Below are 21,039 nucleotides of genomic sequence, written 5' to 3' on the forward strand. Positions count from 1 at the left end.
GTTGCAGCTCCTTGGGCGGTCTTCTGCTCAGGCCCTGTGAGCCGGAGCAGCTTTTCGGCTGGCCACGTCGTACATCTGGCCAAGAGTCCGCACACGAGGTGGAGCGGAGCTCTGATTCAAATACACCACAATGTGTTGCATATGAGCAACGTGATCTGCGCGATACATGACTGTTCATAGCGGCATATTCGCAGTTCAAAGCCCATTTTTGCACAGCTGCTTGTTGCGGACTCGTGACGGACTGTCGTATGTAGGAGTGGCTAGGTGCCGATTTTGAGACGGTGACCACGCCGTCCGAGGATGCGACCAGGCTCGGCGTTGGATTGCGGCGGGCTCGGGGATGTAGCTCGCGCGCTCGGAAGGGGGTCTCCGATCTCTGTCGGCCTGGTCGTGTAGTGCGGTCCGCCACACTGCTGGGAAATAAATACGTACACTTGTATTGTTAGTTGGGTCGGTCGGCGACAAGGAGCGGTGATGCTCAGTCGGAGAACGGCGCTTTGCGGACTGCTCGGTGTCGGTGTGACTGCCGGGGCGATCTTCGAAGGCCGAAACCTTACGTCCAATGACAGGAGAATCATGAGTCCAGAGACCAAAATGCCAGTCACCGTGCTGGGCTTGGATGCGGTAGGAATCGCTATCGCGCGAGCGTTCGGCGACCTGGGACACGAAGTGACCGTGTGGGACGATGCGGACGGGGCTGCCGAGGTGACCGGTGTCAAACGAGCGGCAACTGTCGACGACGCCCTCGCCGCGGGGGGAATCATCGTGTTGTCCGTGCTCGACTACGACAAGGTCCGGGAAATCCTCTGTGCGCCTGGACACCAGCGAGCGCCGGGCTGCGTGATAGATATCGTCTCCGGCACCTCGGCCGACGCCGGCGACGCGGCCGCGCTGGCCTCCCAGCGTGGGTTGGAATACCTCAACGCAGCAGTGTTGGCATCTCCGCACGAGTTCGACACCGGGGGCACGCGTGCGGAGGCGTTGATTCTGTTCAGCGGTGGGTCTCGAGCGGTATTCGACGCGTACCGGGACACTCTGGTGAGTCTGGCCGGCCAGAGCAGCTATCTGGGTTCCGACCCCGCGGCTGCGTCGGTTTACAACCTCGCTCTGCTGACGGTGATGTGGGGCACCTTGCACGGCTATCTGCACGCACAAGCAATGTTGAGCAGCATCGGTGTCGATGCCGCCACTTTCGCGCCGCTTGCTACCGGCTGGATTGCCTCGCTGCCGCCGGTGATCGACGACTTCGCAGCCGACATCGATTCGAAGGCTTATCCGCCGACGCACGGCGAGGTCTCCTTTCACCTGAACAGCATTCGTCACGTTGTTCAGGAGGGGGAGTTGCGCAATGTCTCCGCCTCACTTCCGGCGCATTTGCAGCAGATGGCTGAGGCCGCCATGGCGGCCGGTCGGGCAGACGACGGTTACGCGAGCCTGATAGAACAATTCCGTACGCGGTGAAGAGGCCGGGTGCGGGTCGATCCGACGGAGCATCGCTGCGGTCGGGCATATGCCCAGCGGGCGATGGATTCGGAAGGTAGTTGGTGGAACGCGAGGACGGTCGACGCCAACGCGGTCGCCAACGCTATGAGCTGGTGATGGAGGCGGCTCTCGGCATCATTCGCCGTGGGCTCGCCACCCTCACCATCCGTGCCGTCGCAGATGCCGCCGGCGTATCGATCGCGTCGGTGACTTACCACTTCCCCTCCCGGGATGAACTAGTCCAGGCGGTGTGCGCTGAAGCGATGGCACGTGACGTAGCCGCGACAGGTCGTGTGATGGACGAGCTGCGGGCAGACCGGAACCTGTTGACCATGAGCGCCGAAGATTTCGCGGACTGGTTGGTAGACCTCATCTATGATCCGGCGAGTTGGGCGGTGCCGATGTTCGGCATCTACCTGGAAATCAGCCGCCAACCTGAGCTCGCGGGAGTCTGTCGGGCGTGGGAGCAAGCGATAGTGGATTTGCTGTCCGGTCTGCTGTCGGACGCGGGAGCACCGAATCCGGTCCAGGGCGCGCGAATACTTGCCGCGAGCTTGGACGGCATACGGTTGCCGATGCTGGCGGACGCCGGCGAGGCATCGCGCCTCCTCGATGCGGCAGACCTCGCCTACCTTTTGACATTCTTGCTGGCTCGTTGAGGGGCCATGCCGCCTCCGCGTAACACACGATTCGCTCCCAGCGTGTGTCAGCCGCCGAGCTTCATGGGCAGGTGACACAGCGAACTGCATTTGCGATGTTCTGGTTTGTGATAGTCCAGGACCGGTGTTGCCCCCGCTCAACCAAGCGGGGGCAATCTTTGGCGGGGCTTCGATATAAGGATCGCGGGCCGACGCCCAAGGTGTCGCGAAAGCGGGTGCCATGGCCACCCCACGATGCCGGGCAGTTTTCAGGGACGGCTACCTCGCCGAGTGAATCTACCTGAAGGAACCTACGGTAGTGAAGGTGGTTTGGCCGGGTGAAACGGACCGAGACATTCCTTTACAATTCTTCTCTTTGTAGACCCGCACGGTTCTTGTGGTGTCGTTCTCCACCTTCTTCAGTCCCGTCACGATGGGAGTCCGGCAAAGGCCCGAGCCTGAGTAGGACATGCCGCCGATGTAGACCTTGTTGCTGACGGGCTTCGCCGTGGCCAGTGGAGCTGCGACGATCAAAGTCGCCAAAGCTGACACGCCAGACAATACGATGGCTTTACGTCTCATGGATTATTCCTTTCCTGTCATGGGGTATGAGTGCGGCGGGCATCGTCCTGTGGCGCTTGGAGGCTTTCCCCTCGCCACGCTGATGGGGCAGGACTGCATCCGTAAGCGCTCTCCGCTTGGCGAAGCACGCTTCCGCAGGTATGATTCAAATATGCCACGGATATGTGCAGATCTGCAACGTAATCTGTGTCATATCGCGGTCTAGCGCCTGGTAGCGATAGAACATCACCTTTGGGGCCGGACTGGATCTGTATCAGACTTGCGACGGATGTCGGGACCGGCACCGGGGGGCGGCCGCTGCGCACTGGAGTTCGTGCGGGTCCGTTGGCCACGCCATACAAGACCGTCCAGTTTCTTACTTTAGGCTCCATCGAGATGTGCCCGAATCGAGTCGAGGAGGAGAAGAATTGCTTACGAACTGGCGTCCTGGAGCGCTCATGGCAGCCTGTGCTTTTGCTGTGCTGGCGGTGAGCATGCCGTCACTGCTTGCGCACGCTGCGCCCGGCCCTGGCTTCGATGACGTCAGGGGGAACCGGTCGGGTGTTCAGGATCGACAGCAGGTGTTGAACTTCTGGACTGAGGAGAAAATCGAAGTCGCTCGAAAGATTCGAGACGTCGGCTCCACGCATGGCGTTGTGGAAAATACTGTCACCACGCAATTCAAACCGGGTGTGAGTTTCGAGGACACTTTCCGTGCGCGAGCGACGGGTCTGCTCGTCTTCGATACCCCAGAAGGCCCCAGTCACTGTACTGCGTCACTGTTGAACACCCCCGCAGGAAATGTACTTGTCACCGCGGCGCACTGCATCGCGACTTACGCCGACAATCCCGGCGATCCCGCGCGGCCGCAGAGACTCGTCTGGGTCAAGAACCTGATGTTCATACCAGGCTACGATGCTCGACCGAATCGCCCGGCGGGTGTGCAGCAGGAGCCCTTCGGGAGATGGGTGATCGAACGCGCCCTGATTCCCACGCAGATGGTCGAGGCCGGCCCCGCACCCTACGACCCGGATCTTGATGTCGCTGTCTTGACCGTACACAAGGATTCAGACGGTCGCCGATTGGGCGAAAAGATTGCGGGTGTCAGATATCGAATCGCGGAGAAGGCCGAGCAAGGCCTTCGCTTGACCTCTCTCGGCTATCCCGGCACCGGAAAGTACAACGGTACACATCAGTACGCATGCAGCGGTCCGGCTGTGGCAGCTAGAGGTGCTTATGTGCTGAAGGACTGCCTGCTGGCGGGTGGAATGAGTGGTGGTCCCGCATTCATCGACAGCTCGGACAATTACCCGACGCAAAGGACGCAGATAGTCGTCGCGGTCACCCATGGGGAGCATCAGGAATCACGCTCCGGAAAGGACACTTTGGTTACCCGCTTGCGGCCCGCGACGTTCGGTGCGCTGCTCGGGGAAGCCGACCCGAAGGCGTCGGTCGACTGATTCGGTTCGTATACACCGAAACCGGTGGTGCCCCAACATCACGGCGGCACCACCGGTTGACCACTCGGCGGTGACCATCATGGATGGTTCAATCGCCGCTTCGGCATCAACTGGACAGCACGTATCCCCAGGGGCCACCGAGAAGCGCGCCGATGCCCGCTCCGAGAGCGAGGCCTGCACCCGCAGCCAGCGGGAGCAAGGGGAACAGGGCTCCGCCTGTGGCGACGGTCAGTGCGCTGCCGAGCAAAGCGCCCGCCGCTCCGCCCACGATCGAGCCGGATCCTGCGCCCATCAGTCCACCGAGCTGGGAAGACCCGGCCACAGTACTGACCCGTGCGTTCTGGGCCTGACCGCTGATGTCATGGGCACGGGCGGACTTCGCGTCACCTTCGGCAGCACGTGCGGGAATGCTCGCGACGGCAGTCCGGTCGGCAGCAACTGCCGTGGCCCTATGTGCCGTCGAATTCCCCGGGCCAGTCGTGAGGCCGGTCGTTGTCTGGTTCGAATCGAGGGTGATGCTGTGAGCGGTCCGACTGGGCTGCTCTGGTGCGGCCTGCGCGGTCGTGTAGGTCAAGGTGGTGGCCGCGGCTGCCATGAGCGTCATTGCCGCAAGGCTTCGGGTTCGCATCGGTGCTGTTCTCCTTGTGCGTGAATGTCGCGGCGGCGGTAGCGGCTGCCGCTCGCGAGGTGGCGGTTCGGTCGGGTCTCCGTCGCGAGTTACGTCATCCGGGTTCACCTGCTTCCGTGGTGAGTGCGCGGCTCGATCCGCGCCACTGGATCCCACGGTAACGCAACATTCTGTGTCAGAAATGAGACGATTGTCTCTCGATACGAGCCAAGCTGAACGCGCTCCGGTCGGGCGGTGCGCCTTCATTACGATGGGCCGAGGCCAGGGGGTACGCCGAGATTCGCCGTTCGGCTTGCTGCAGTCGGGTGGCGGCGGGGTGCTGGTACTGACGGCGGCGCTGTGGACAGTCTGAAAATGATCAGTGTCTTATATTTGGAAGATCGTGTTCCAGATTTAAAACCTACGAGAAGAGTGCTGTGCTGCTATTGCAATGTTTTGACCAGCAGTTCGACGTTGCGATCCTGTGCGCTCCCCATCAAACTCGTGGACCTGTGGATGTCGTTGAACGACAGCTCGCGGTACAGCGAAGCCAACCCCGCCGGAGAGAAGTCGCTGTAGTCGACCGCGTAGGGGCTCATCGCCTCGAAGAGTGTGGACAGCAGCGAAACCGTCCCGTTGCTGTTATCGGTCACTTCGATAATCCGCCCCAGCTGAGGAAAGTCTATGTGCGAGGCTGTATTGATCTCCCAGAAGCCCTGTTCGGGGGTAGGGCCAGGCCAGGGAGTTATCTGGTTCCGGTGAGTGTGACCGTTGATCCAGGCAAGAACATTCGGGAAACGCTGCAGAAGTTCGATCAAATGTGTCCCGCTGAACCGGATCTCGTCAGGACGCTCGGGATCCGGCGTCAAGTTCGCCATCGTGTCACTCGTGTGGTGGCTGAAGACGACGAAGTACGTATCGGTCGTGGACTCGTGGACGAATTCACCTCTGGCGTCGTAGAACCGGCTGCTGCCGGCCCGCAGCGTATCTTCGAGCCATCGAAATTGTGCCTGCCCGAGCGAGCCGTCGACGAACCCTGCTCGGTTGGTCGAGTCCAGGCTGATGCCGACGACCCGCGGTGCGATCTCGAAGGAGTAGTAGCCGATGCCCGTCTTGCCGGCGTCTGCGGCGAATCCGTGCCCTACCGGCCCGGGGCCCGTATGGACCGGGTTCAGATGCGCGGCGATGTATTCACGAGGTGTGAGCGGTCGCCGGCGAGGATCCGAAGTGACCAGTCGAGGCGGAATGGACAGAGTCGACAGCGCCGACACCAGAGCCGCGGGATCGGTGTTGATTCCATCGGCTACGGCACGGGTTGCGGCCGCACCCGGTGATGCATATTTGAAGTTGCCGGTGTACATCTGATCCAGTGGTGGAATGCCGTACCGCGCGACGCCGCTGACGGAATTGTCATGGTTGCCGAAGACGCTGTACCACGGCGTTTCGAGGCCTGGACTGGTTACCGGTTGAACGGCCGCCTCGAGCAGGCCGGGTATGGCGGGGAAACCCGCAGCTTTGTACTGATCGGTGAGGGATGTTTCGGGGTTCCAGTACAGCTCGCTGCCGAAATTCTGTACACCTTCATAAATGCCGGGAACGCCGGTATTCGCGGCTACACTGCCACCGTTCAGAACGGTCAGATACCACTCGAGTTCGGCGAGTTCCATATTGTCTGTGTTGTCGCCGGTCGAGACCACTGCGTCGAACGCCCTGCCGGTATGGGGCCCGAATCGCAGGGAATTCACTCGGCGCACGAGGGCGATGAGCCCTTGCACCGTCAACGTCTCGTGCGGTCGAAAGGCTGACCCGTTGATCGGATGAAGGTACTCGAAACGCGCGGGGCACTGAGCATCGATGATATGGACATCGGTCATCTGCACAATCGATGCCAGGGGAGTGCGGCGAATTTCGCGGCCGACCTCAGCAGGAGCGAGTTCGTGTCGGACGATTGTCGGCCAGCCGGGGCCGGTGCCGAGTCGTTGATATCCAACGTCACCGAGCGCCGTGGCCGCCGCGTCGATTGTCGTCCCGACGCCGCCGTTCAGCGGTGGCGCAGCCGCAGCATATGCCAGCGCGGGCAGCTTGCTCATCGCCACCGCACCGACAAGGCCGGTGAACTTGAATATGTCCCTGCGGCTGTACCGTTCCATCGCTGAACCTCCAGGCGAGTAGCAAGCGAATTCTTCTTCGTCGGCTTCGGGGATCGAACGGAGCGGGTGAATCCATTGTGGAAAGCAGGATGTTGTACCTTAACAAGTCATGCCACCGGCCGCGCACCCGGCCGGTGAGCGTTGCGTGACTCGGCTGTGGTGTCATGCTCAGAGTTCCACGCTATCGATCAGTGCCGCCCTGCCGCCTATCCCACCCGCTCGCCGCGGAACGGCCGTAGATATGTGAAGGTAATCCCAGGCTCTGGGGGAGCCAGGCCCGGATGGAGATCCTCGACAGATATGCCCCAAGTATCTGCCGCACTTCGGGGTTCGAGCGTCTGGTGGAAACTGCGCGCGATGGCTCGAACGCACTGATGTCGTTTCATTGATCACCGCGCACACGGACGCGACCGGCCGAAACCGGTTAAAGGCAAGGGGAAACAAGAGAGTTCGACGCGACACAGCGAGAGAAGTCGGCCCGGCGGCACTGCCGGAGCATCGAGTCTGGCAATCACTCAGCGACAAAACTCTACCCTCCCGTGAGGGGAGAGTTGCAACCCGAGAAAGCCGACCAGTGGCGCACACCTCACCACCCGTGGGCGGCGCATCGAAGCCGGCCCGCCGCAGGTATCTCCGATGGGCGCTATCGCGACAGAGGGTTTGTCACCATGTCACGGGGAGTTCGATCAGTCCACCGGTCAGGACGTCGGGGCGGGTGCGGAGTTGTTCGATGTCGGTGGCTAGTCGCATCGTCGGGAATTTCGGGATGAGGTTGGCGAAGACGGTGTGCAGTTCGATGCGGGCCAGGGGTGCGCCGATGCAGTAGCGCGTTCCGTGGCCGAAGCTCAGGTGGCTGCGGCCACGACGGGTGATGTCGACCCGGTCAGGGTCGGGGAAGACGGTCGGGTCGTGATTGGCCGCACCGTTGTCGAGCAACACGAGGTCTCCGGCCTCGATGGTGACGCCGTGGATCTGGAAGTCGGTGCGCGCGTAGCGCGGGATGCCGCCTCCGCCTTTTCCCGGGGCGCGCAGGATCTCTTCGATCGCGGTGCGTTGCAAGCTCGGATCGTCGTGCAGGGCTTGCCATTGGCCGGGTGTGGTGAGCAGCAGCAGGGCGCCGAGGCCGATCTGCACGACGGTGGTTTCGTGGCCGGCGAACAGCAACGCCATCGACAGTCCGGCGGCTTCGACGTCGGAGACGCCGTCGGTCACGGACAGCCGTGAGATGACGTCATCGCTCGGGTGGCGTCGTTTGCGTGCGACCAATCCCATTCCGTAGCTGAATAATTCGGCCAGGCCCTGCTCTGATCGAGTGCGGTCGGTGATATTGCCCGCGGCTTGGGTCCAGGCACGGAACTGGTCGCGGTCCGCATAGGGCACCCCGAGCAGTTCGCAGATCACCAGGATCGGCAGTGGTTCGGCGAGCATGGCGTGCAGGTCGGCGGGCGGCCCCTGCGCGGCGAGCTCATCGAGCAGCCCGGCAGCGAGGGTTTCGACGCGGTGGCGCAACTCGCGGAGGTGTTTGGGTGAGAAGTGAGGTTGGAGCAGGGCGCGCATGCGCGCGTGGTCGGCGTGTTCGGTGGCGAACTCGCCTAGCGGGCCGCCGAACAGCGCCGACTCACCGGCCCTGGCCGCGGCCTCGGGGTGCGGATGGGAACGTCCGAGGCGTTCGTCGTCGAGCAGCTCGCGCACGGCGTGGTAGCCGGTGACCAGCCACGCGGCATCACCTACTGCGGTGCGGACGCGGTGAATGGCCCCCTGGGACAACAGTTCTCGCAGCTGTGGAGCGACCTGGAGGAGTCGTTTCTGCTCGAACGGCAGCTGGACGAGTGCGTTCATGGCGGCCTCGATATGCGCTGGAGTTGTTTAAGCCATCTTATACAAGGCTAGTTGTACATTAGGCTCGGAACAACAGGAGGTGTTGGTGGCCGAGCGGGTGAGGACCGAGCGCATGCCGCGTGCGCAGCGGCGTGAACAGATTTTGGCCGCGGCGACGCGGGCGTTCGCGCGTGGCGGGTTCGCGGCGACCAGCCTGGACGCGGTGGCGGCCGAGGTAGGGGTCACCCATGTGATCCTGTATCGTCACTTCGCCTCGAAAGCCGATCTCTACCAGGCGGTTCTGGACCGGACCCATACTCGCCTGGCCGAGCATGTCGGCACCGAGGACTTCGACGACGGAAGCATTCCCGCGCTGTTGCGTGCCGCTGCTGCCGATCCCGATGGCTTCCGGCTGTTGTTTCGTCACGCGGCCCGGGAACCGGAGTTCGGTGAGCAGATCGATACCCTGCGCGCGACCTCGATCGAGATCGCCGAACGTCAACTCGCCCAAGACATGCCAGACATCGATGTGCGGTGGCGTAACTGGGCGGCGCGCCTGCTGCCGACAATGACTCTCGAAGCGGTCATCGCATGGCTCGACGCCGGTGGCCCAGACCCCGACCGGGCGGCCGAGCGCATCAGACGCGCCGTCGACGGCGTGATCCGAGCAGCCCGCGAGAACTGCGACTGACCGGCACGCCGGGCGTTTACCGAGGCAGGGTTTGGGTGACGCGCCACAACCGGCGCGGCAGCTCACCTTCCTCGAAGGGCTCGATGTCGCACAATGTCCAGCCGTCGGCGAGGTCCTCGACCAGTGCTCGGTCGAAGAAGTGGACAGCGAAACCGCCGTGTTCGTAGATGTCGTCGCCATGGGCGATGCCTGCTCGGTAGTGGGCATCGCCGGTGTGGCGCACGGTGTAGACGAAGCTGCCGCCCGGGCGCAGGACTCGGCGGACCTCACCGACGAGGGCGTGTACTTCCCTGGTGGACAAGGCCATACACAGCAGCATGTGCGCGAAAACACCGTCGACCGAGGCATCGGTCAACGGCAGCCTGTTGCGAACGTCGTGCACGAGCGTGGTGATGCGCGCGGTGAGGTCTTGTTCGCGGGCGCGCTCGTCGAGTTGGCCCAACCCGACCGAACTGACGTCGGTCGCCGTGACCTCGAAACCTTCCCGGGCGAAGTGGAGAGCGTCTCGTCCGTGACCGGCGCCGAGTTCGAGCACGTGCTTTGCGCCCGCGGCCTGGAACAGCCCGGCGGCATACACTGCCGCAGCCGACGGGCGCTCGCCATACATTCCCGGGTGCGCGCGATAGGTGGATTCCCAATGTCGGTCTTGGACCTCGGCCAGTCCGGGCAGGTCGTTCACCATGTGTGCGCTCCGTTCTGTTGTCTGTGACCAGCGAGAAAACGCTCAGTACCTCCGATGCCGGCCCGACGGTGAGTCGCCCGCCGAAGCCCTGTTTGTTCGCTCGGTGTCGACGGCGTGGGTGAGTCTCGCCTCGTGTACAGCGAATCCATGGGCCGTAACGGCACGCGGTGCCGGCGCGTGTGGAAGCACCGGTCACTACTGCGGGAAGCGGGCGCCGCGAAACGAACCAGCGTCGCGCGGTTCGAATAAGACGATCATGGTGGGCGCAGAGGGGATCGAACCCCCGACCGCTGGTGTGTAAAACCAGAGCTCTACCGCTGAGCTATACGCCCTCGACCTTGACGGCCGGGTTATGAATTTAGCGTGGGGGTGGGGGTTATCCCAAGCCGACTGGTCAGGGCCCTTTTTGCGGAAGGGCTAGGAGTCCAGGGCGGCGAGGGCTTTCTCCCAGGCTGCTTGGTCGCGGGGTTCGCCGGGGGCGTTCATTTCGGCGAAGCGGATGAGACCTTCGCGGTCTACGACGAAGGTGCCGCGGTTGGGGTAGCCGGATTTCTGATTGAAGACGTCGTAGGCCTGGGCTACGGCGCCGTGCGGCCAGAAGTCGGACAGCAGGGGGAAGGTGTAGCCCTGTTCGGCGGCCCAGATCTTGTGGGTGGGCGGCGGGCCGACGGAGATCGCGAGGATCTCCGCGTTGTCGTTCTGGAACTTGGGCAGCTCGTCGCGCACCTTGCACAGTTCACCTTGGCAGATGCCGGTGAAGGCGAGCGGGTAGAAGACGATGAGCACGTTCTTCTTGCCGCGGTAGTCGGACAGGCTGACGTCCTGGTTGTTCTGGTCCTTGAGCGTGAAATCCGGCGCGACAGTGCCAACTTCGAGCGGCATCGCAAATCCTCCATCGTGTCGGTTTTCCGCCGGGCGGCGTGTTCACCGCCCGGCGACACCATAGCGAAAGGTGGGTCAGCGCTGCTTCGAGGGCGCCTTCGGTTGCACCAGGCGGCTGCCCGCCCAGGTTCCCAAGCTGATCGCCGAAGTCTGAGTCAGACCGGCGGTCGGTGCGGATTCAGCGATTTCGCTCGGTTCCACATGGCCCGGATGTCCGGTCTTGGGCGTGAGTACCCAGACGAAGCCTTCGTCGGCGAGTGGTCCGATCGCATCCATCAGGGCGTCGACCAGGTCACCGTCGCCATCGCGCCACCACAGCAGCACGACGTCGATTACTTCGTCGGAATCCTCATCGACGAGCTCGCTGCCGATCGACTCCTCGACGTCGGCCCGCAGGTCGTCGTCGACGTCATCGTCCCAGCCCAATTCCTGGACAACCATGCCGTGTGTAATGCCAAGCTTCTGAGCGTAGTTCTGCGCGTCCGCCGCGGCGACCACGGTGGTGTCCTCCTCAACTCCCGACAATAGGTAGTTGCAAGCGAACATGGTTATGGCTCTCAGCGCAAGCCGATCGACAGAAATAGGCCCGGAATGTCGCGAGAAGATGTGCGCTTCAGCGTTTCGGGCAGGCGTCGCGGACGGCGTTTCGCGCGTCGTTGACCCGCCTGCTCGCGTCGTTGAGCGGGCCGACCGGCGCGGTGTAGGTCATCTTGCGGGTTTCGGCCGACAGTGCGCGGGCGGCGTTGACGTAGTCGGTGAATTTGGCAGCCAGATCGGCAGGCATGGCGTCCTTGGCGGTGCTGATCCCGGTCTCCACCTTGTTCGCGGCGTCATCGAGGGTTGACGCGGCAAGTTCTCGTTTGGCGGCGTAGTCGCCGGCGTTGGCGTCGTGCGCGTCGATGAACTCGTTGTACTTCGACACGCCGACGCCGGTGGTGGTGGGGAACTGGGCGCAGTTGTCGCCGATGGCCTTGGTCTGCGCGGCAGCCCGTTTGGAGGAGGTCGCGGCGGCCGAGGAGGCGGCTGCCTCGGTCTTGTAGGCGGCCAGATCGGCGGTGTTCGGATTGGGCGTACCGTGGACCCGGTTGCCGCAGCCCGCGACGACCAGTCCGACCGCCACTGCCCCGGTCGCGCAGATCAGTCCGAATCGGCGTGGGTCCAGCGTTCTCACTCGTCCTCCCGGTCAGGTCTGATCAACGTCGAAAAACTACAGCGGCCCGGGCGCATAAGTGAGCGCCGCGAGCCTACGCCGCGCCTCCGGGCACGGCGGAGCCGAGCGTCGGCGAGGTGCAGCCGTGAGCGAGCGTAGCGAGTGAATCGGAGGCGCAGCGGCTCCATGTTGCCCAGCGCACGGTACTGGAGTTCCTGCTGACATGATGACCTGGGGCACACCACCGGGCAGGATGGAGGGTGCGCCCGAACCTTTCGTAGAACGAGTGGTACGCAGACCCACGCGACGCCACTCAGGGATACCGACGCCATCCGCATGTCCACCCCTGTACGAGGAGCAGATTTGACCGACCTGATCCACTCTTCCGCTCCAGCGCAATCCGCTGGATCCGATGCCGCCCCCGCTCCCGCCGCAGGCCGCGATCCGAACGGATCGTCAGCTCCGGCTGGACGGGTGCGGGTTATCCGCGAAGGGGTGGCGTCCTACCTACCGGACATCGACCCGGAGGAAACCAGCGAATGGCTCGAGTCGTTCGATGAAATGCTCGACCGGGAGGGCCCGGGTCGAGCGCGTTACCTCATGCTCCGCCTGTTGGAGCGGGCCGGTGAACGGCGTGTCGCCATCCCCGCCTTGACTTCCACCGACTACGTCAACACGATCCCCACCGAGAACGAGCCGTGGTTCCCCGGCGACGAAGAGGTGGAGCGGCGCTTCCGCGCTTGGATCCGCTGGAACGCCGCGATCATGGTGCATCGCGCCCAGCGTCCCGGAATCGGTGTGGGTGGCCATATTTCGACCTACGCGTCCTCGGCGGCGCTGTACGAGGTCGGCTTCAACCACTTCTTCCGCGGCAAGGACCACTCCGGTGGCGGCGATTCGATCTTCATCCAGGGGCACGCCTCGCCGGGTATCTACGCGCGCGCCTTCCTCGAGGGCCGGCTCGGCACCGACCGGCTCGACGGCTTCCGGCAGGAGTACAGCCACGGCGGTCCCGGTCACGGGCTGCCGTCGTACCCGCACCCGCGGCTGATGTCGGACTTCTGGGAGTTCCCGACGGTGTCGATGGGCCTGGGCCCGATGAACGCCATCTATCAGGCGCGGTTCAACCACTACCTGCACGACCGCGGCATCAAGGACACCTCCGATCAGCACGTGTGGGCGTTCCTCGGCGACGGTGAGATGGACGAGCCGGAGTCGCGCGGCTTGGCGCACGTCGCGGCGCTGGAGGGTCTGGACAACCTGACCTTCGTGGTCAACTGCAACCTGCAGCGGCTGGACGGCCCGGTGCGCGGCAACGGCAAGATCATCCAGGAGCTGGAGTCGTTCTTCCGCGGCGCCGGCTGGAACGTCATCAAGGTGATCTGGGGCCGCGAGTGGGACGCGCTGCTCGGCGCGGATCGCGATGGCGCACTGGTGAATCTGATGAACACCACCGCCGACGGCGACTACCAGACCTACAAGGCCAACGACGGCGCGTACGTGCGCGACCACTTCTTCGGCCGGGACCCGCGCACCAAGGCGCTGGTGCAGGATCTGTCCGATCAGGACATCTGGAATCTCAAGCGCGGTGGCCACGACTACCGCAAGGTGTACGCCGCCTACGCGGCCGCGATGGCGCACAAGGGCCAGCCGACGGTGATCCTGGCCAAGACGATCAAGGGCTACACCCTCGGCAAGCACTTCGAGGGCCGCAACGCCACGCACCAGATGAAGAAGCTGACGTTGCAGGACCTCAAGGACTTCCGCGATCTGCAGCGAATTCCGATCAGCGACGCGGAATTGGAGAAAGATCCGTACCTGCCGCCGTACTATCACCCGGGCATGGAGGCGCGGGAGATCCAGTACATGCTGGATCGCCGCAAGGCGCTCGGCGGTTATCTGCCCGAGCGTCGCACTACAGCAAAGCCGCTGCAACTCCCCGGTGACGAGGCGTACAAGTCGGTGCGCAAGGGCTCCGGCAAGCAGAACGTGGCGACCACGATGGCGCTCGTGCGGCTGATGAAGGAGCTGTTGCGGGACAAGGAGATCGGCAGGCGGATCGTGCCGATCATCCCCGACGAGGCCCGGACCTTCGGTATGGACTCGTGGTTCCCTTCGTTGAAGATCTACAACCGCAACGGGCAGTTGTACACATCGGTCGACGCGGAATTGATGCTTGCCTACAAAGAGAGCTCGGTCGGGCAGATCCTGCACGAGGGCATCAACGAGGCCGGTTCGACCGCGTCGTTCACCGCCGCGGGCACCGCGTACGCGACGCACGGCGAGCCGATGATCCCGCTGTACATCTTCTACTCGATGTTCGGTTTCCAGCGCACCGGCGACGGGCTGTGGGCCGCGGCAGATCAACTCGCGCGCGGATTCGTGCTCGGAGCAACCGCCGGGCGAACCACACTGACCGGTGAGGGCCTGCAGCACAACGACGGCCACTCGCTGCTGCTCGCCTCCACCAATCCGGCGGTGGTCACCTACGACCCGGCCTTCGCCTTCGAGATCGCGCACATCGTGCGTGACGGCCTGCGCCGGATGTACGGCGGCGGCGCACCGGAACCGCTCCCGTACGCGGTGCCCGGCACCGATACGCGCAAGGCCGACGGCGGTTTCGGCGGCGAGGACGTCTTCTACTACATCACTCTCTACAACGAGCCGTACCAGCAGCCGGCCGAGCCCGCCGACGTGGACGTCGAGGGCCTGCTCAAGGGCCTCTACCTGTACCAGCGCGGGGGAGGGGGCGACGTGCGCGCCCAGATCCTGGTCTCGGGCGTGACGGTGCCGGACGGTCTGCGCGCGCAGGCGCTGCTCGCCGAGGACTGGGGTGTGCAGGCCGACGTCTGGTCCGCCACCTCGTGGGGCGAGCTGCGGAAGGAGGCGCTGCAGAAGGAGATCGCCGCGCTGCGCTTCCCCGACGAAGATCACGGTGTGCCATATGTCACCGAGGCGCTCTCGCGGGCCGAGGGGCCGTACGTGGCCGCGACCGACTGGATGCGCGCGGTGCCGGACCAGGTGCGTAAGTGGGTGCCGGGCGAGTTCGTCACGCTGGGCACCGACGGTTTCGGCTTCTCCGACACCAGGGCCGCGGCGCGTCGCGTGTTCAACGTCGACGCGCAGTCGATCGTGGTGGCCGCGCTGTCGGGGCTGGCCAAGGCCGGAAAGATCGACCCGGCGAAGGTGATCGAGGCGGCCGCGAAATACCGCATCGATGACGTCGACGCCGCGCCGAAGAACGCCTCGAGTTCCGACGGGGACGGCGAGTAGCGGACGATTGAATGGTGGACCGTAAACCGCCGCGGCCGCGCCGGATCTCCGAGGGCTCGTCCGAGCACGAGGTGTATCTGCCGACGGGCGCGCTCTCCCCGAACCGGCAAACTCGCGACCCGCTGCCGGACACGCTGCTCAAACGGGTGAAGCAGTTCTCCGGACGCCTCTCCACCGAGGCGGTCGGGTCGATGCAGGATCGGTTGCCGTTCTTCGCCGATCTGGACGCCGCGCAGCGCGCCGGCGTCCAGATGCTGGTGCAGACCGCGGTGGTGAACTTCCTGGAGTGGTTGCAGGACCCGGACAGCGATATCCGGTTCAGCCTCGACGCGTTCCAGGTGATCCCGCAGGATCTGGCGCGGCGGCTCACGCTGCGCCAGACCGTGGACATGGTCCGGGTGGCCATGGAGTTCTTCGAACAGTGGCTGCCCGCGCTCGCGCGCAACGACCGGCAGCTGGTCGCGTTGACCGAGGCGGTGCTGCGATACGGGCGTGAGCTCGGTTTCGCGGCCGCCTCGGTGTACGCGAGCGCCGCCGAATCCCGGGGCGCGTGGGACACCAGGCTGGAAGCGCTGGTGGTCGACGCGGTGGTCCGCGGCGACACCGGCCCGGACATGCTGTCCCGGGCCGCGACGCTGAACTGGGACGCCACCGCGCCCGCGACCGTGCTGGTGGGCACGCCGCCGCCGGAGCACGGCATGTCGTCGGTGGGCTCGGTGCACGCGATCGCGGCCCGGCACGGCCGCGCGGCGCTGGCCGTGGTGCAGGGCACCCGCCTGGTGATGGTGGTGAGCGGGCACCTGGGTGAGTCGTCCTATATATCCCCGTTCCTCGCGGATCTGCTCGCCGAGGTCTTCTCCGATGGCCCCGTGGTGATCGGCCCGACCACCCGCACGCTGGGCGCCGCGCACGCCAGCGCGGTCGAAGCGCTGGCCGGAATGGAGGCTGTGGTGGGCTGGCGCGGTGCGCCACGCCCGGTGCATGCGACCGAATTGCTGCCCGAACGCGCATTGCTCGGCGATCGAGCTGCGGTCGAGGCGTTGAACGAGTATCTTGTCCTTCCGTTGGCCGCGGCGGGATCGGCGCTGGCGGACACCCTCGAGGCCTATCTGGATTGTGGTGGCGCTGTCGAGACTTGTGCCCGTCAGTTGTACGTCCATCCAAATACCGTTCGCTACCGCCTCAAACGGATCGCCGAAATCACGGGTCGTGATCCGATGAATCCGCGGGACGCGTATGTGCTCAGAATCGCCGCCACAGTGGGTCGTTTGACACGAACCCGTAACGAATCGTCAACACCTACCCCAGAGGCCACTCATCTCGCCCTGGGCAACGAGGGGCTGTAACGGAAATCGTGGGTTGTTCGATCCGAACAGCCCACATGCCGTTTTGTGGGAGTCCCACAAAACGCGGCGGCAAGCTTCATTCGCGTCGACATCTCCTGCGGGGTGCCTCACAGTGTTCTCTTAGGGAGTGATCGCGTTGTTCGCCCCTGGACAGGGGTCCCAGACTCCCGGCATGCTCGCGCCTTGGCTCGACCTCCCTGGCGCGCATGACCGGCTCACTCTCTGGTCCATGGCCGCAGGCCTGGACCTGGTCCGCCTCGGCACCACGGCGACGGCCGAGGAAATCACGGATACCGCCGTGACGCAGCCACTGGTCGTGGCCGCCGCGTTGCTCGCGTACACGCAAATCCCCACGGATTCACTTCCGGCCGCTACCATCGTCGCCGGACACTCGGTCGGCGAACTCGCCGCCGCCGCGGTCGCCGGGGTCATCTCGCCCGACGACGCGGTGAAACTGGCCGCCATCCGCGGAGCGGAAATGGCCAAGGCGTGCGCGTTGGAGCCGACCGGCATGTCCGCGGTGCTCGGTGGCGATGAGGCCACCGTGCTCGCACGACTCGCGGAACTCGACCTGATTCCGGCCAACCGCAACGCGGCCGGGCAGATCGTCGCCGCGGGTCGGCTGGACGCACTGGCGGAACTGGCCGCGAACCCGCCGGAGAAGGCGCGGATTCGCGCGCTGCCCGTCGCGGGTGCGTTCCACACCGAGTTCATGGCCTCGGCGCAGGACGCTGTGACCGATGCCATATCGCAGATCGTGCCGAACGAGCCGAAGCGGCTGCTGCTGTCGAACTTCGACGGTCAGCCGGTCAGCTCGGGACGTGATGCGATCAACAAGCTCGCGGCCCAGGTCACCAGGCCCGTCCGTTGGGATCTGTGCACCGAAACCGTAAGGCAGGCAGAGGTTTCCATGGTGGCGGAGTTGCCGCCGGCGGGCACCCTTGTCGGTATCGCGAAGCGGGAGCTGAAGGGCACGCGCACACTGGCCCTGAAGACCCCCGAAGACCTCCCCGCGTTGGCCGGGGTGAGCATCTCCGGCTAGCTTTTTCCGGCAGCCATGCATCGGTATGCACGGTTGTGACCGAGCGGACGTAACCATCGCCCGCCTCGATCCGAAAAAAACAGGTACGAGCCCTACAAAGAACAAGAAGGGAGCCACGAAGTGGCCGCTCTGACCCAGGAACAAATCGTCGAGGAACTCGGCAAGATCATCGAAGAGGTGACGGGTATCGAACCCTCCGAGGTGACGATCGAGAAGTCCTTCGTCGATGACCTGGACATCGACTCGCTGTCCATGGTCGAGATTGCGGTGCAGACCGAGGACAAGTACGGCGTGAAGATCCCGGACGAGGATCTGGCCAGCCTGAAGACGGTCGGCGACGCGGTCGCCTACATCCAGAAGCTCGAGGCCGAGAACGCTGACGCGGCCGCGGAGCTCAAGGCCAAGTTCGACGCCGAGTAGGGCCGACACTGTGACCACTCCTTCCACCTTGAACGGGAATTTCCCCAACGTCGTCGTCACTAGCCTGGCGGCGACCACGTCGATCGCGGGTGACGTCGATGCGACGTGGAAGGGACTCCTCAACGGCGAGAGCGGTATCGACGTTCTCGAGGATTCCTTCGTCGAGGAATACGACCTTCCGGTCCGCATCGGCGGTCACCTGAAGGTCCGGCCCGAGACCCTGCTCACCCGAGTCGAGTGCCGACGCATGGCGTACGTCGAGCAGCTCGCGACCGTGCTCGGTCGCGAAGTCTGGCGTAACGCGGGCAGCCCGGAGGTCGACCCGGAACGGCTGGGTGTGGCCATCGGAACCGGGTTGGGTGGCGGCGACGCCCTCATCGACTCGGTGGACAAGCTGAAGAACGGTGGCTATCGCAAGATTTCGCCGTTGGCTGTGCAGATGGTCATGCCGAACGGTCCTTCGGCCGTTGTCGGCCTCGAATTGAAGGCCAGGGCAGGAGTGGTCACTCCGGTCTCGGCATGCTCGTCTGGCTCCGAGGCCATCGCCAACGCATGGCGGATGATCGTCATGGGCGATGCGGACATGGTCGTCACCGGTGGTGTCGAGGGTTACATCGACTCGGTGCCGATCGCGGCGTTCAGCATGATGCGCGCCATGAGCACCCGCAACGACGACCCGAAGGGTGCCTCGCGTCCGTTCGACAAGGACCGCGACGGTTTCGTCTTCGGTGAGGCGGGCGCCCTGATGGTCATCGAGACCGAAGAGCACGCCAAGGCGCGTGGGGCCACCATCCACGCTCGCCTGCTCGGTGCCGGTATCACCTCGGACGGCTTCCACCTGGTTGCCCCCGCCCCGGACGGCGTCGGCGCCGCACGGGCGATGAAGCGGGCGATGCAGACCGCGGGTCTGACCGCCAAGGACATCACCCACGTCAACGCGCACGCCACCGCGACACCGATCGGCGACACCGCCGAGGCCAACGCGATCAACCTGGCCGTCGGCAAGCACGCTTCGGTGTACGCCCCGAAATCCGCACTGGGCCACTCGATCGGCGCCGTCGGCGCACTCGAGTCCGTGCTGACCGTGCTCAGCATCCGGGACGGCATCGTCCCGCCGACGCTGAACCTGGAGAACCAGGATCCGGCCATCGATCTGGACGTGGTGCACGGCGAGGCGCGCCGGCAGGAGATCGAGTACGCGATCAACAACTCCTTCGGTTTCGGTGGGCACAATGTCGCGCTCGCCTTCGGTCGGGCCTAGCCGCATCGACTGAGACTGCTCGAACGATCCCGGCGGGATCTGCCGCTTCGACGGCCAGATCCCGCCGGGATCGCCATTTTGCAGCCGCGTCAGCGGCCTTTTCCTGAAGGTTGAGGGAAGAACGCGATGACAACCATGGCTTCCGCGTTGCACCAGGCGACATCGACCGATCCGCGGGATCCGCTGGGTCGGCTGCAGCGCTTCTTCGATCCCGGCACGCTGCTTCCGCTGCACCCGCGCGACAAGTCCGGCGTGCTCGCCGCGATCGGCGAGGTCGACGGCGTGCGCACCGTGGCCTACTGCTCCGACGCCACCGTGATGGGTGGCGCGATGGGCGTCGAGGGCTGCAAGCACATCGTCGACGCGATCGACACGGCCATCGACTCCGGCGTTCCGGTCGTCGGCATCTGGCATTCCGGCGGCGCCCGGCTGGCCGAGGGCGTCGAGGCCCTGCACGCGGTCGGCCTGGTCTTCGAGGCCATGGTGCGCGCCTCCGGCCTGGTACCACAGATTTCGGTGGTGGTCGGCTTCGCCGCGGGCGGCGCCGCCTACGGTCCCGCGCTCACCGACATCGTGATCATGGCGCCAGAGGGCCGCATCTTCGTCACCGGACCCGACGTGGTGCGCAGCGTGACCGGCGAGCAGGTCGACATGGCCACCCTCGGCGGCCCGCAGACGCACGGCAAGAAGTCCGGCGTCACCCATATCGTGGCCGACGACGAGGCCGACGCGGTGCATCGGGCGCGGCGGCTGGTGTCGATGTTCGCCGAGCAGGGCGAATTCGATCTGGTGGCGGCCGCGCACGGCGACGTCGACCTCAAAGCGATGCTGCCGGAATCGCCCAAGCGCGCCTACGACGTGAAGCCGATCATCCACGAACTGCTCGACAACGTCGACGGCGAAAGCTCGTTCGAGGAGTTGCAGGCGGGCTACGCGCGCAGCATCGTCACCGGTCTGGGCCGGTTGAGCGGGCGCACCGTCGGCGTGCTCGCGAACAATCCGATCCGCCTCGGTGGCTGCCTCAACTCCGAAAGTGCCGAGAAGGCAGCGCGTTTCGTCCGGCTGTGCAACTCGTTCGGCATCCCGCTCATCGTCGTCACCGACGTGCCCGGCTACCTGCCCGGCGTCGGTCAGGAGTGGGAAGGCGTGGTGCGCCGCGGCGCCAAGCTGCTGCACGCGTTCGCCGAGGCGCGCGTCCCGCGCGTCACGCTGGTGACCCGCAAGATCTACGGCGGCGCGTACATCGCGATGAACGCGCGCTCGCTGGGCGCGACCGCGGTGTACGCGTGGCCCGGCTCCGAGGTCGCGGTGATGGGCGCCAAGGCGGCCGTCGGCATCCTGCACAAAAAAGCCCTGGCCGCCGCCCCGGAGGACGAGCGGGAAGCGTTGCACGAGCGGCTCACCGCCGAGCACGAGCGCATCGCCGGCGGCGTCGAACGCGCCATCGCGATCGGCGTGGTCGACCAGGTGATCGACCCGGCCAAGACCCGCAGCATCATCGCCGCCGCGCTGGCCGCCGCCCCATCGCGGCCGAGCAGGTTGAAGAACATTCCGCTGTAGACGACCGCGTAACTGG

18 protein-coding genes and 1 tRNA gene are annotated in these 21,039 nt (G+C 64.9%); 10 read left to right on the forward strand and 9 right to left on the reverse strand.

Annotated features, from left to right (window positions below):
* Positions 1–474 precede the first annotated feature (474 nt).
* On the forward strand, positions 475–1,461 hold the full coding sequence (locus TY25_RS06435; protein WP_081868709.1) for an imine reductase family protein: 987 nt from the start codon (positions 475–477) through the stop codon (positions 1,459–1,461).
* Between the two features lie 83 nt (positions 1,462–1,544).
* On the forward strand, positions 1,545–2,141 hold the full coding sequence (locus TY25_RS06440) for a TetR/AcrR family transcriptional regulator (protein ID WP_146154035.1): 597 nt from the start codon (positions 1,545–1,547) through the stop codon (positions 2,139–2,141).
* Positions 2,142–2,417: 276 nt separating this feature from the next.
* Here TY25_RS06440 and TY25_RS42450 read toward each other — a convergent pair whose 3' ends face one another.
* Positions 2,418–2,702 carry a hypothetical protein gene (locus TY25_RS42450; RefSeq protein ID WP_146154034.1) on the reverse strand — a complete coding sequence of 95 codons (285 nt, stop codon included), beginning with the start codon at positions 2,700–2,702 and terminating at the stop codon, positions 2,418–2,420.
* A gap of 437 nt (positions 2,703–3,139) precedes the next feature.
* On the opposite strand from TY25_RS42450, the gene TY25_RS42455 reads away from it, so the two are divergent.
* Complete coding sequence (locus TY25_RS42455) at positions 3,140–4,141, forward strand: trypsin-like serine peptidase (protein WP_115347034.1); 1,002 nt, start codon at positions 3,140–3,142, stop codon at positions 4,139–4,141.
* 106 nt (positions 4,142–4,247) lie between these two features.
* Here the strand turns inward: TY25_RS42455 and TY25_RS42460 are convergent, their stop codons facing one another.
* From TY25_RS42460 to TY25_RS06460, 3 genes are all read right to left on the reverse strand, one after another.
* Positions 4,248–4,433, reverse strand: a complete 186-nt coding sequence (locus TY25_RS42460) for a hypothetical protein (RefSeq protein ID WP_146154033.1) — start codon at positions 4,431–4,433, stop codon at positions 4,248–4,250.
* 758 nt (positions 4,434–5,191) lie between these two features.
* Positions 5,192–6,898, reverse strand: coding sequence for a TIGR03767 family metallophosphoesterase (locus TY25_RS06455; RefSeq protein ID WP_042254856.1), 1,707 nt, complete (start codon positions 6,896–6,898; stop codon positions 5,192–5,194).
* A gap of 663 nt (positions 6,899–7,561) precedes the next feature.
* Complete coding sequence (locus TY25_RS06460; RefSeq protein ID WP_042254857.1) at positions 7,562–8,737, reverse strand: cytochrome P450; 1,176 nt, start codon at positions 8,735–8,737, stop codon at positions 7,562–7,564.
* A gap of 85 nt (positions 8,738–8,822) precedes the next feature.
* Here TY25_RS06460 and TY25_RS06465 point away from each other — a divergent pair, with 85 nt between their 5' ends.
* A complete protein-coding gene (locus TY25_RS06465; protein WP_226887448.1) occupies positions 8,823–9,407 on the forward strand; it encodes a TetR/AcrR family transcriptional regulator in 585 nt (194 codons plus the stop codon).
* 16 nt (positions 9,408–9,423) lie between these two features.
* On the opposite strand, the gene TY25_RS06470 is transcribed toward TY25_RS06465, so the two are convergent.
* From TY25_RS06470 to TY25_RS06490, 5 genes are all read right to left on the reverse strand, one after another.
* A complete protein-coding gene (locus tag TY25_RS06470; protein ID WP_042254858.1) occupies positions 9,424–10,089 on the reverse strand; it encodes a class I SAM-dependent methyltransferase in 666 nt (221 codons plus the stop codon).
* Between the two features lie 257 nt (positions 10,090–10,346).
* Positions 10,347–10,421 (reverse strand) — tRNA-Val (locus tag TY25_RS06475).
* Positions 10,422–10,506: 85 nt separating this feature from the next.
* On the reverse strand, positions 10,507–10,971 hold the full coding sequence (locus TY25_RS06480; RefSeq protein ID WP_042254860.1) for a peroxiredoxin: 465 nt from the start codon (positions 10,969–10,971) through the stop codon (positions 10,507–10,509).
* 75 nt (positions 10,972–11,046) lie between these two features.
* Positions 11,047–11,469 carry a DUF3052 domain-containing protein gene (locus TY25_RS06485; RefSeq protein WP_014982991.1) on the reverse strand — a complete coding sequence of 141 codons (423 nt, stop codon included), beginning with the start codon at positions 11,467–11,469 and terminating at the stop codon, positions 11,047–11,049.
* Positions 11,470–11,584: 115 nt separating this feature from the next.
* Positions 11,585–12,142, reverse strand: coding sequence for an Rv2240c family protein (locus tag TY25_RS06490; protein WP_036561873.1), 558 nt, complete (start codon positions 12,140–12,142; stop codon positions 11,585–11,587).
* A 342-nt stretch (positions 12,143–12,484) separates the two neighbouring features.
* Between TY25_RS06490 and aceE the strand changes: the two genes are divergently transcribed.
* From aceE to TY25_RS06520, 6 genes are all read left to right on the forward strand, one after another.
* On the forward strand, positions 12,485–15,394 hold the full coding sequence (gene aceE / locus TY25_RS06495) for a pyruvate dehydrogenase (acetyl-transferring), homodimeric type (RefSeq protein WP_042254863.1): 2,910 nt from the start codon (positions 12,485–12,487) through the stop codon (positions 15,392–15,394).
* A gap of 11 nt (positions 15,395–15,405) precedes the next feature.
* Positions 15,406–16,740: a PucR family transcriptional regulator gene (locus tag TY25_RS06500; protein ID WP_014982994.1), complete on the forward strand. Its 1,335-nt coding sequence runs from the start codon at positions 15,406–15,408 to the stop codon at positions 16,738–16,740.
* 127 nt (positions 16,741–16,867) lie between these two features.
* Positions 16,868–17,782 carry an ACP S-malonyltransferase gene (locus TY25_RS06505; RefSeq protein ID WP_081868710.1) on the forward strand — a complete coding sequence of 305 codons (915 nt, stop codon included), beginning with the start codon at positions 16,868–16,870 and terminating at the stop codon, positions 17,780–17,782.
* 120 nt (positions 17,783–17,902) lie between these two features.
* The gene (gene acpM, locus TY25_RS06510; protein WP_014982996.1) at positions 17,903–18,202 is read left to right on the forward strand and encodes a meromycolate extension acyl carrier protein AcpM; all 300 of its coding nucleotides are present in this window, start codon (positions 17,903–17,905) and stop codon (positions 18,200–18,202) included.
* Between the two features lie 10 nt (positions 18,203–18,212).
* Entirely contained in the window at positions 18,213–19,463 is a 1,251-nt protein-coding gene (locus TY25_RS06515; protein WP_042254865.1) for a KasA/KasB family beta-ketoacyl-ACP synthase, read from the forward strand.
* 126 nt (positions 19,464–19,589) lie between these two features.
* The gene (locus tag TY25_RS06520) at positions 19,590–21,023 is read left to right on the forward strand and encodes an acyl-CoA carboxylase subunit beta (RefSeq protein ID WP_042254867.1); all 1,434 of its coding nucleotides are present in this window, start codon (positions 19,590–19,592) and stop codon (positions 21,021–21,023) included.
* The last annotated feature ends 16 nt before the right edge of the window (positions 21,024–21,039 follow it).

Origin of the sequence: Nocardia brasiliensis NBRC 14402, from assembly GCF_000308475.2 — a bacterium.
In the GTDB taxonomy this organism is placed as follows: Bacteria; Actinomycetota; Actinomycetes; order Mycobacteriales; family Mycobacteriaceae; genus Nocardia; species Nocardia brasiliensis.

What these genes read in the sequence shown, in the direction of transcription:
- TY25_RS06435 (WP_081868709.1), top strand. Translation starts at nt 475, where the DNA reads ATGCTCAGTCGGAGAACGGCGCTTTGCGGACTGCTCGGTGTCGGTGTG.
- TY25_RS42450 (WP_146154034.1), bottom strand. Translation starts at nt 2,702, where the DNA reads ATGAGACGTAAAGCCATCGTATTGTCTGGCGTGTCAGCTTTGGCGACT.
- TY25_RS42455 (WP_115347034.1), top strand. Translation starts at nt 3,140, where the DNA reads ATGGCAGCCTGTGCTTTTGCTGTGCTGGCGGTGAGCATGCCGTCACTG.
- TY25_RS42460 (WP_146154033.1), bottom strand. Translation starts at nt 4,433, where the DNA reads ATGGGCGCAGGATCCGGCTCGATCGTGGGCGGAGCGGCGGGCGCTTTG.
- TY25_RS06455 (WP_042254856.1), bottom strand. Translation starts at nt 6,898, where the DNA reads ATGGAACGGTACAGCCGCAGGGACATATTCAAGTTCACCGGCCTTGTC.
- TY25_RS06460 (WP_042254857.1), bottom strand. Translation starts at nt 8,737, where the DNA reads ATGAACGCACTCGTCCAGCTGCCGTTCGAGCAGAAACGACTCCTCCAG.
- TY25_RS06470 (WP_042254858.1), bottom strand. Translation starts at nt 10,089, where the DNA reads ATGGTGAACGACCTGCCCGGACTGGCCGAGGTCCAAGACCGACATTGG.
- TY25_RS06480 (WP_042254860.1), bottom strand. Translation starts at nt 10,971, where the DNA reads ATGCCGCTCGAAGTTGGCACTGTCGCGCCGGATTTCACGCTCAAGGAC.
- TY25_RS06500 (WP_014982994.1), top strand. Translation starts at nt 15,406, where the DNA reads ATGGTGGACCGTAAACCGCCGCGGCCGCGCCGGATCTCCGAGGGCTCG.
- TY25_RS06520 (WP_042254867.1), top strand. Translation starts at nt 19,590, where the DNA reads ATGACAACCATGGCTTCCGCGTTGCACCAGGCGACATCGACCGATCCG.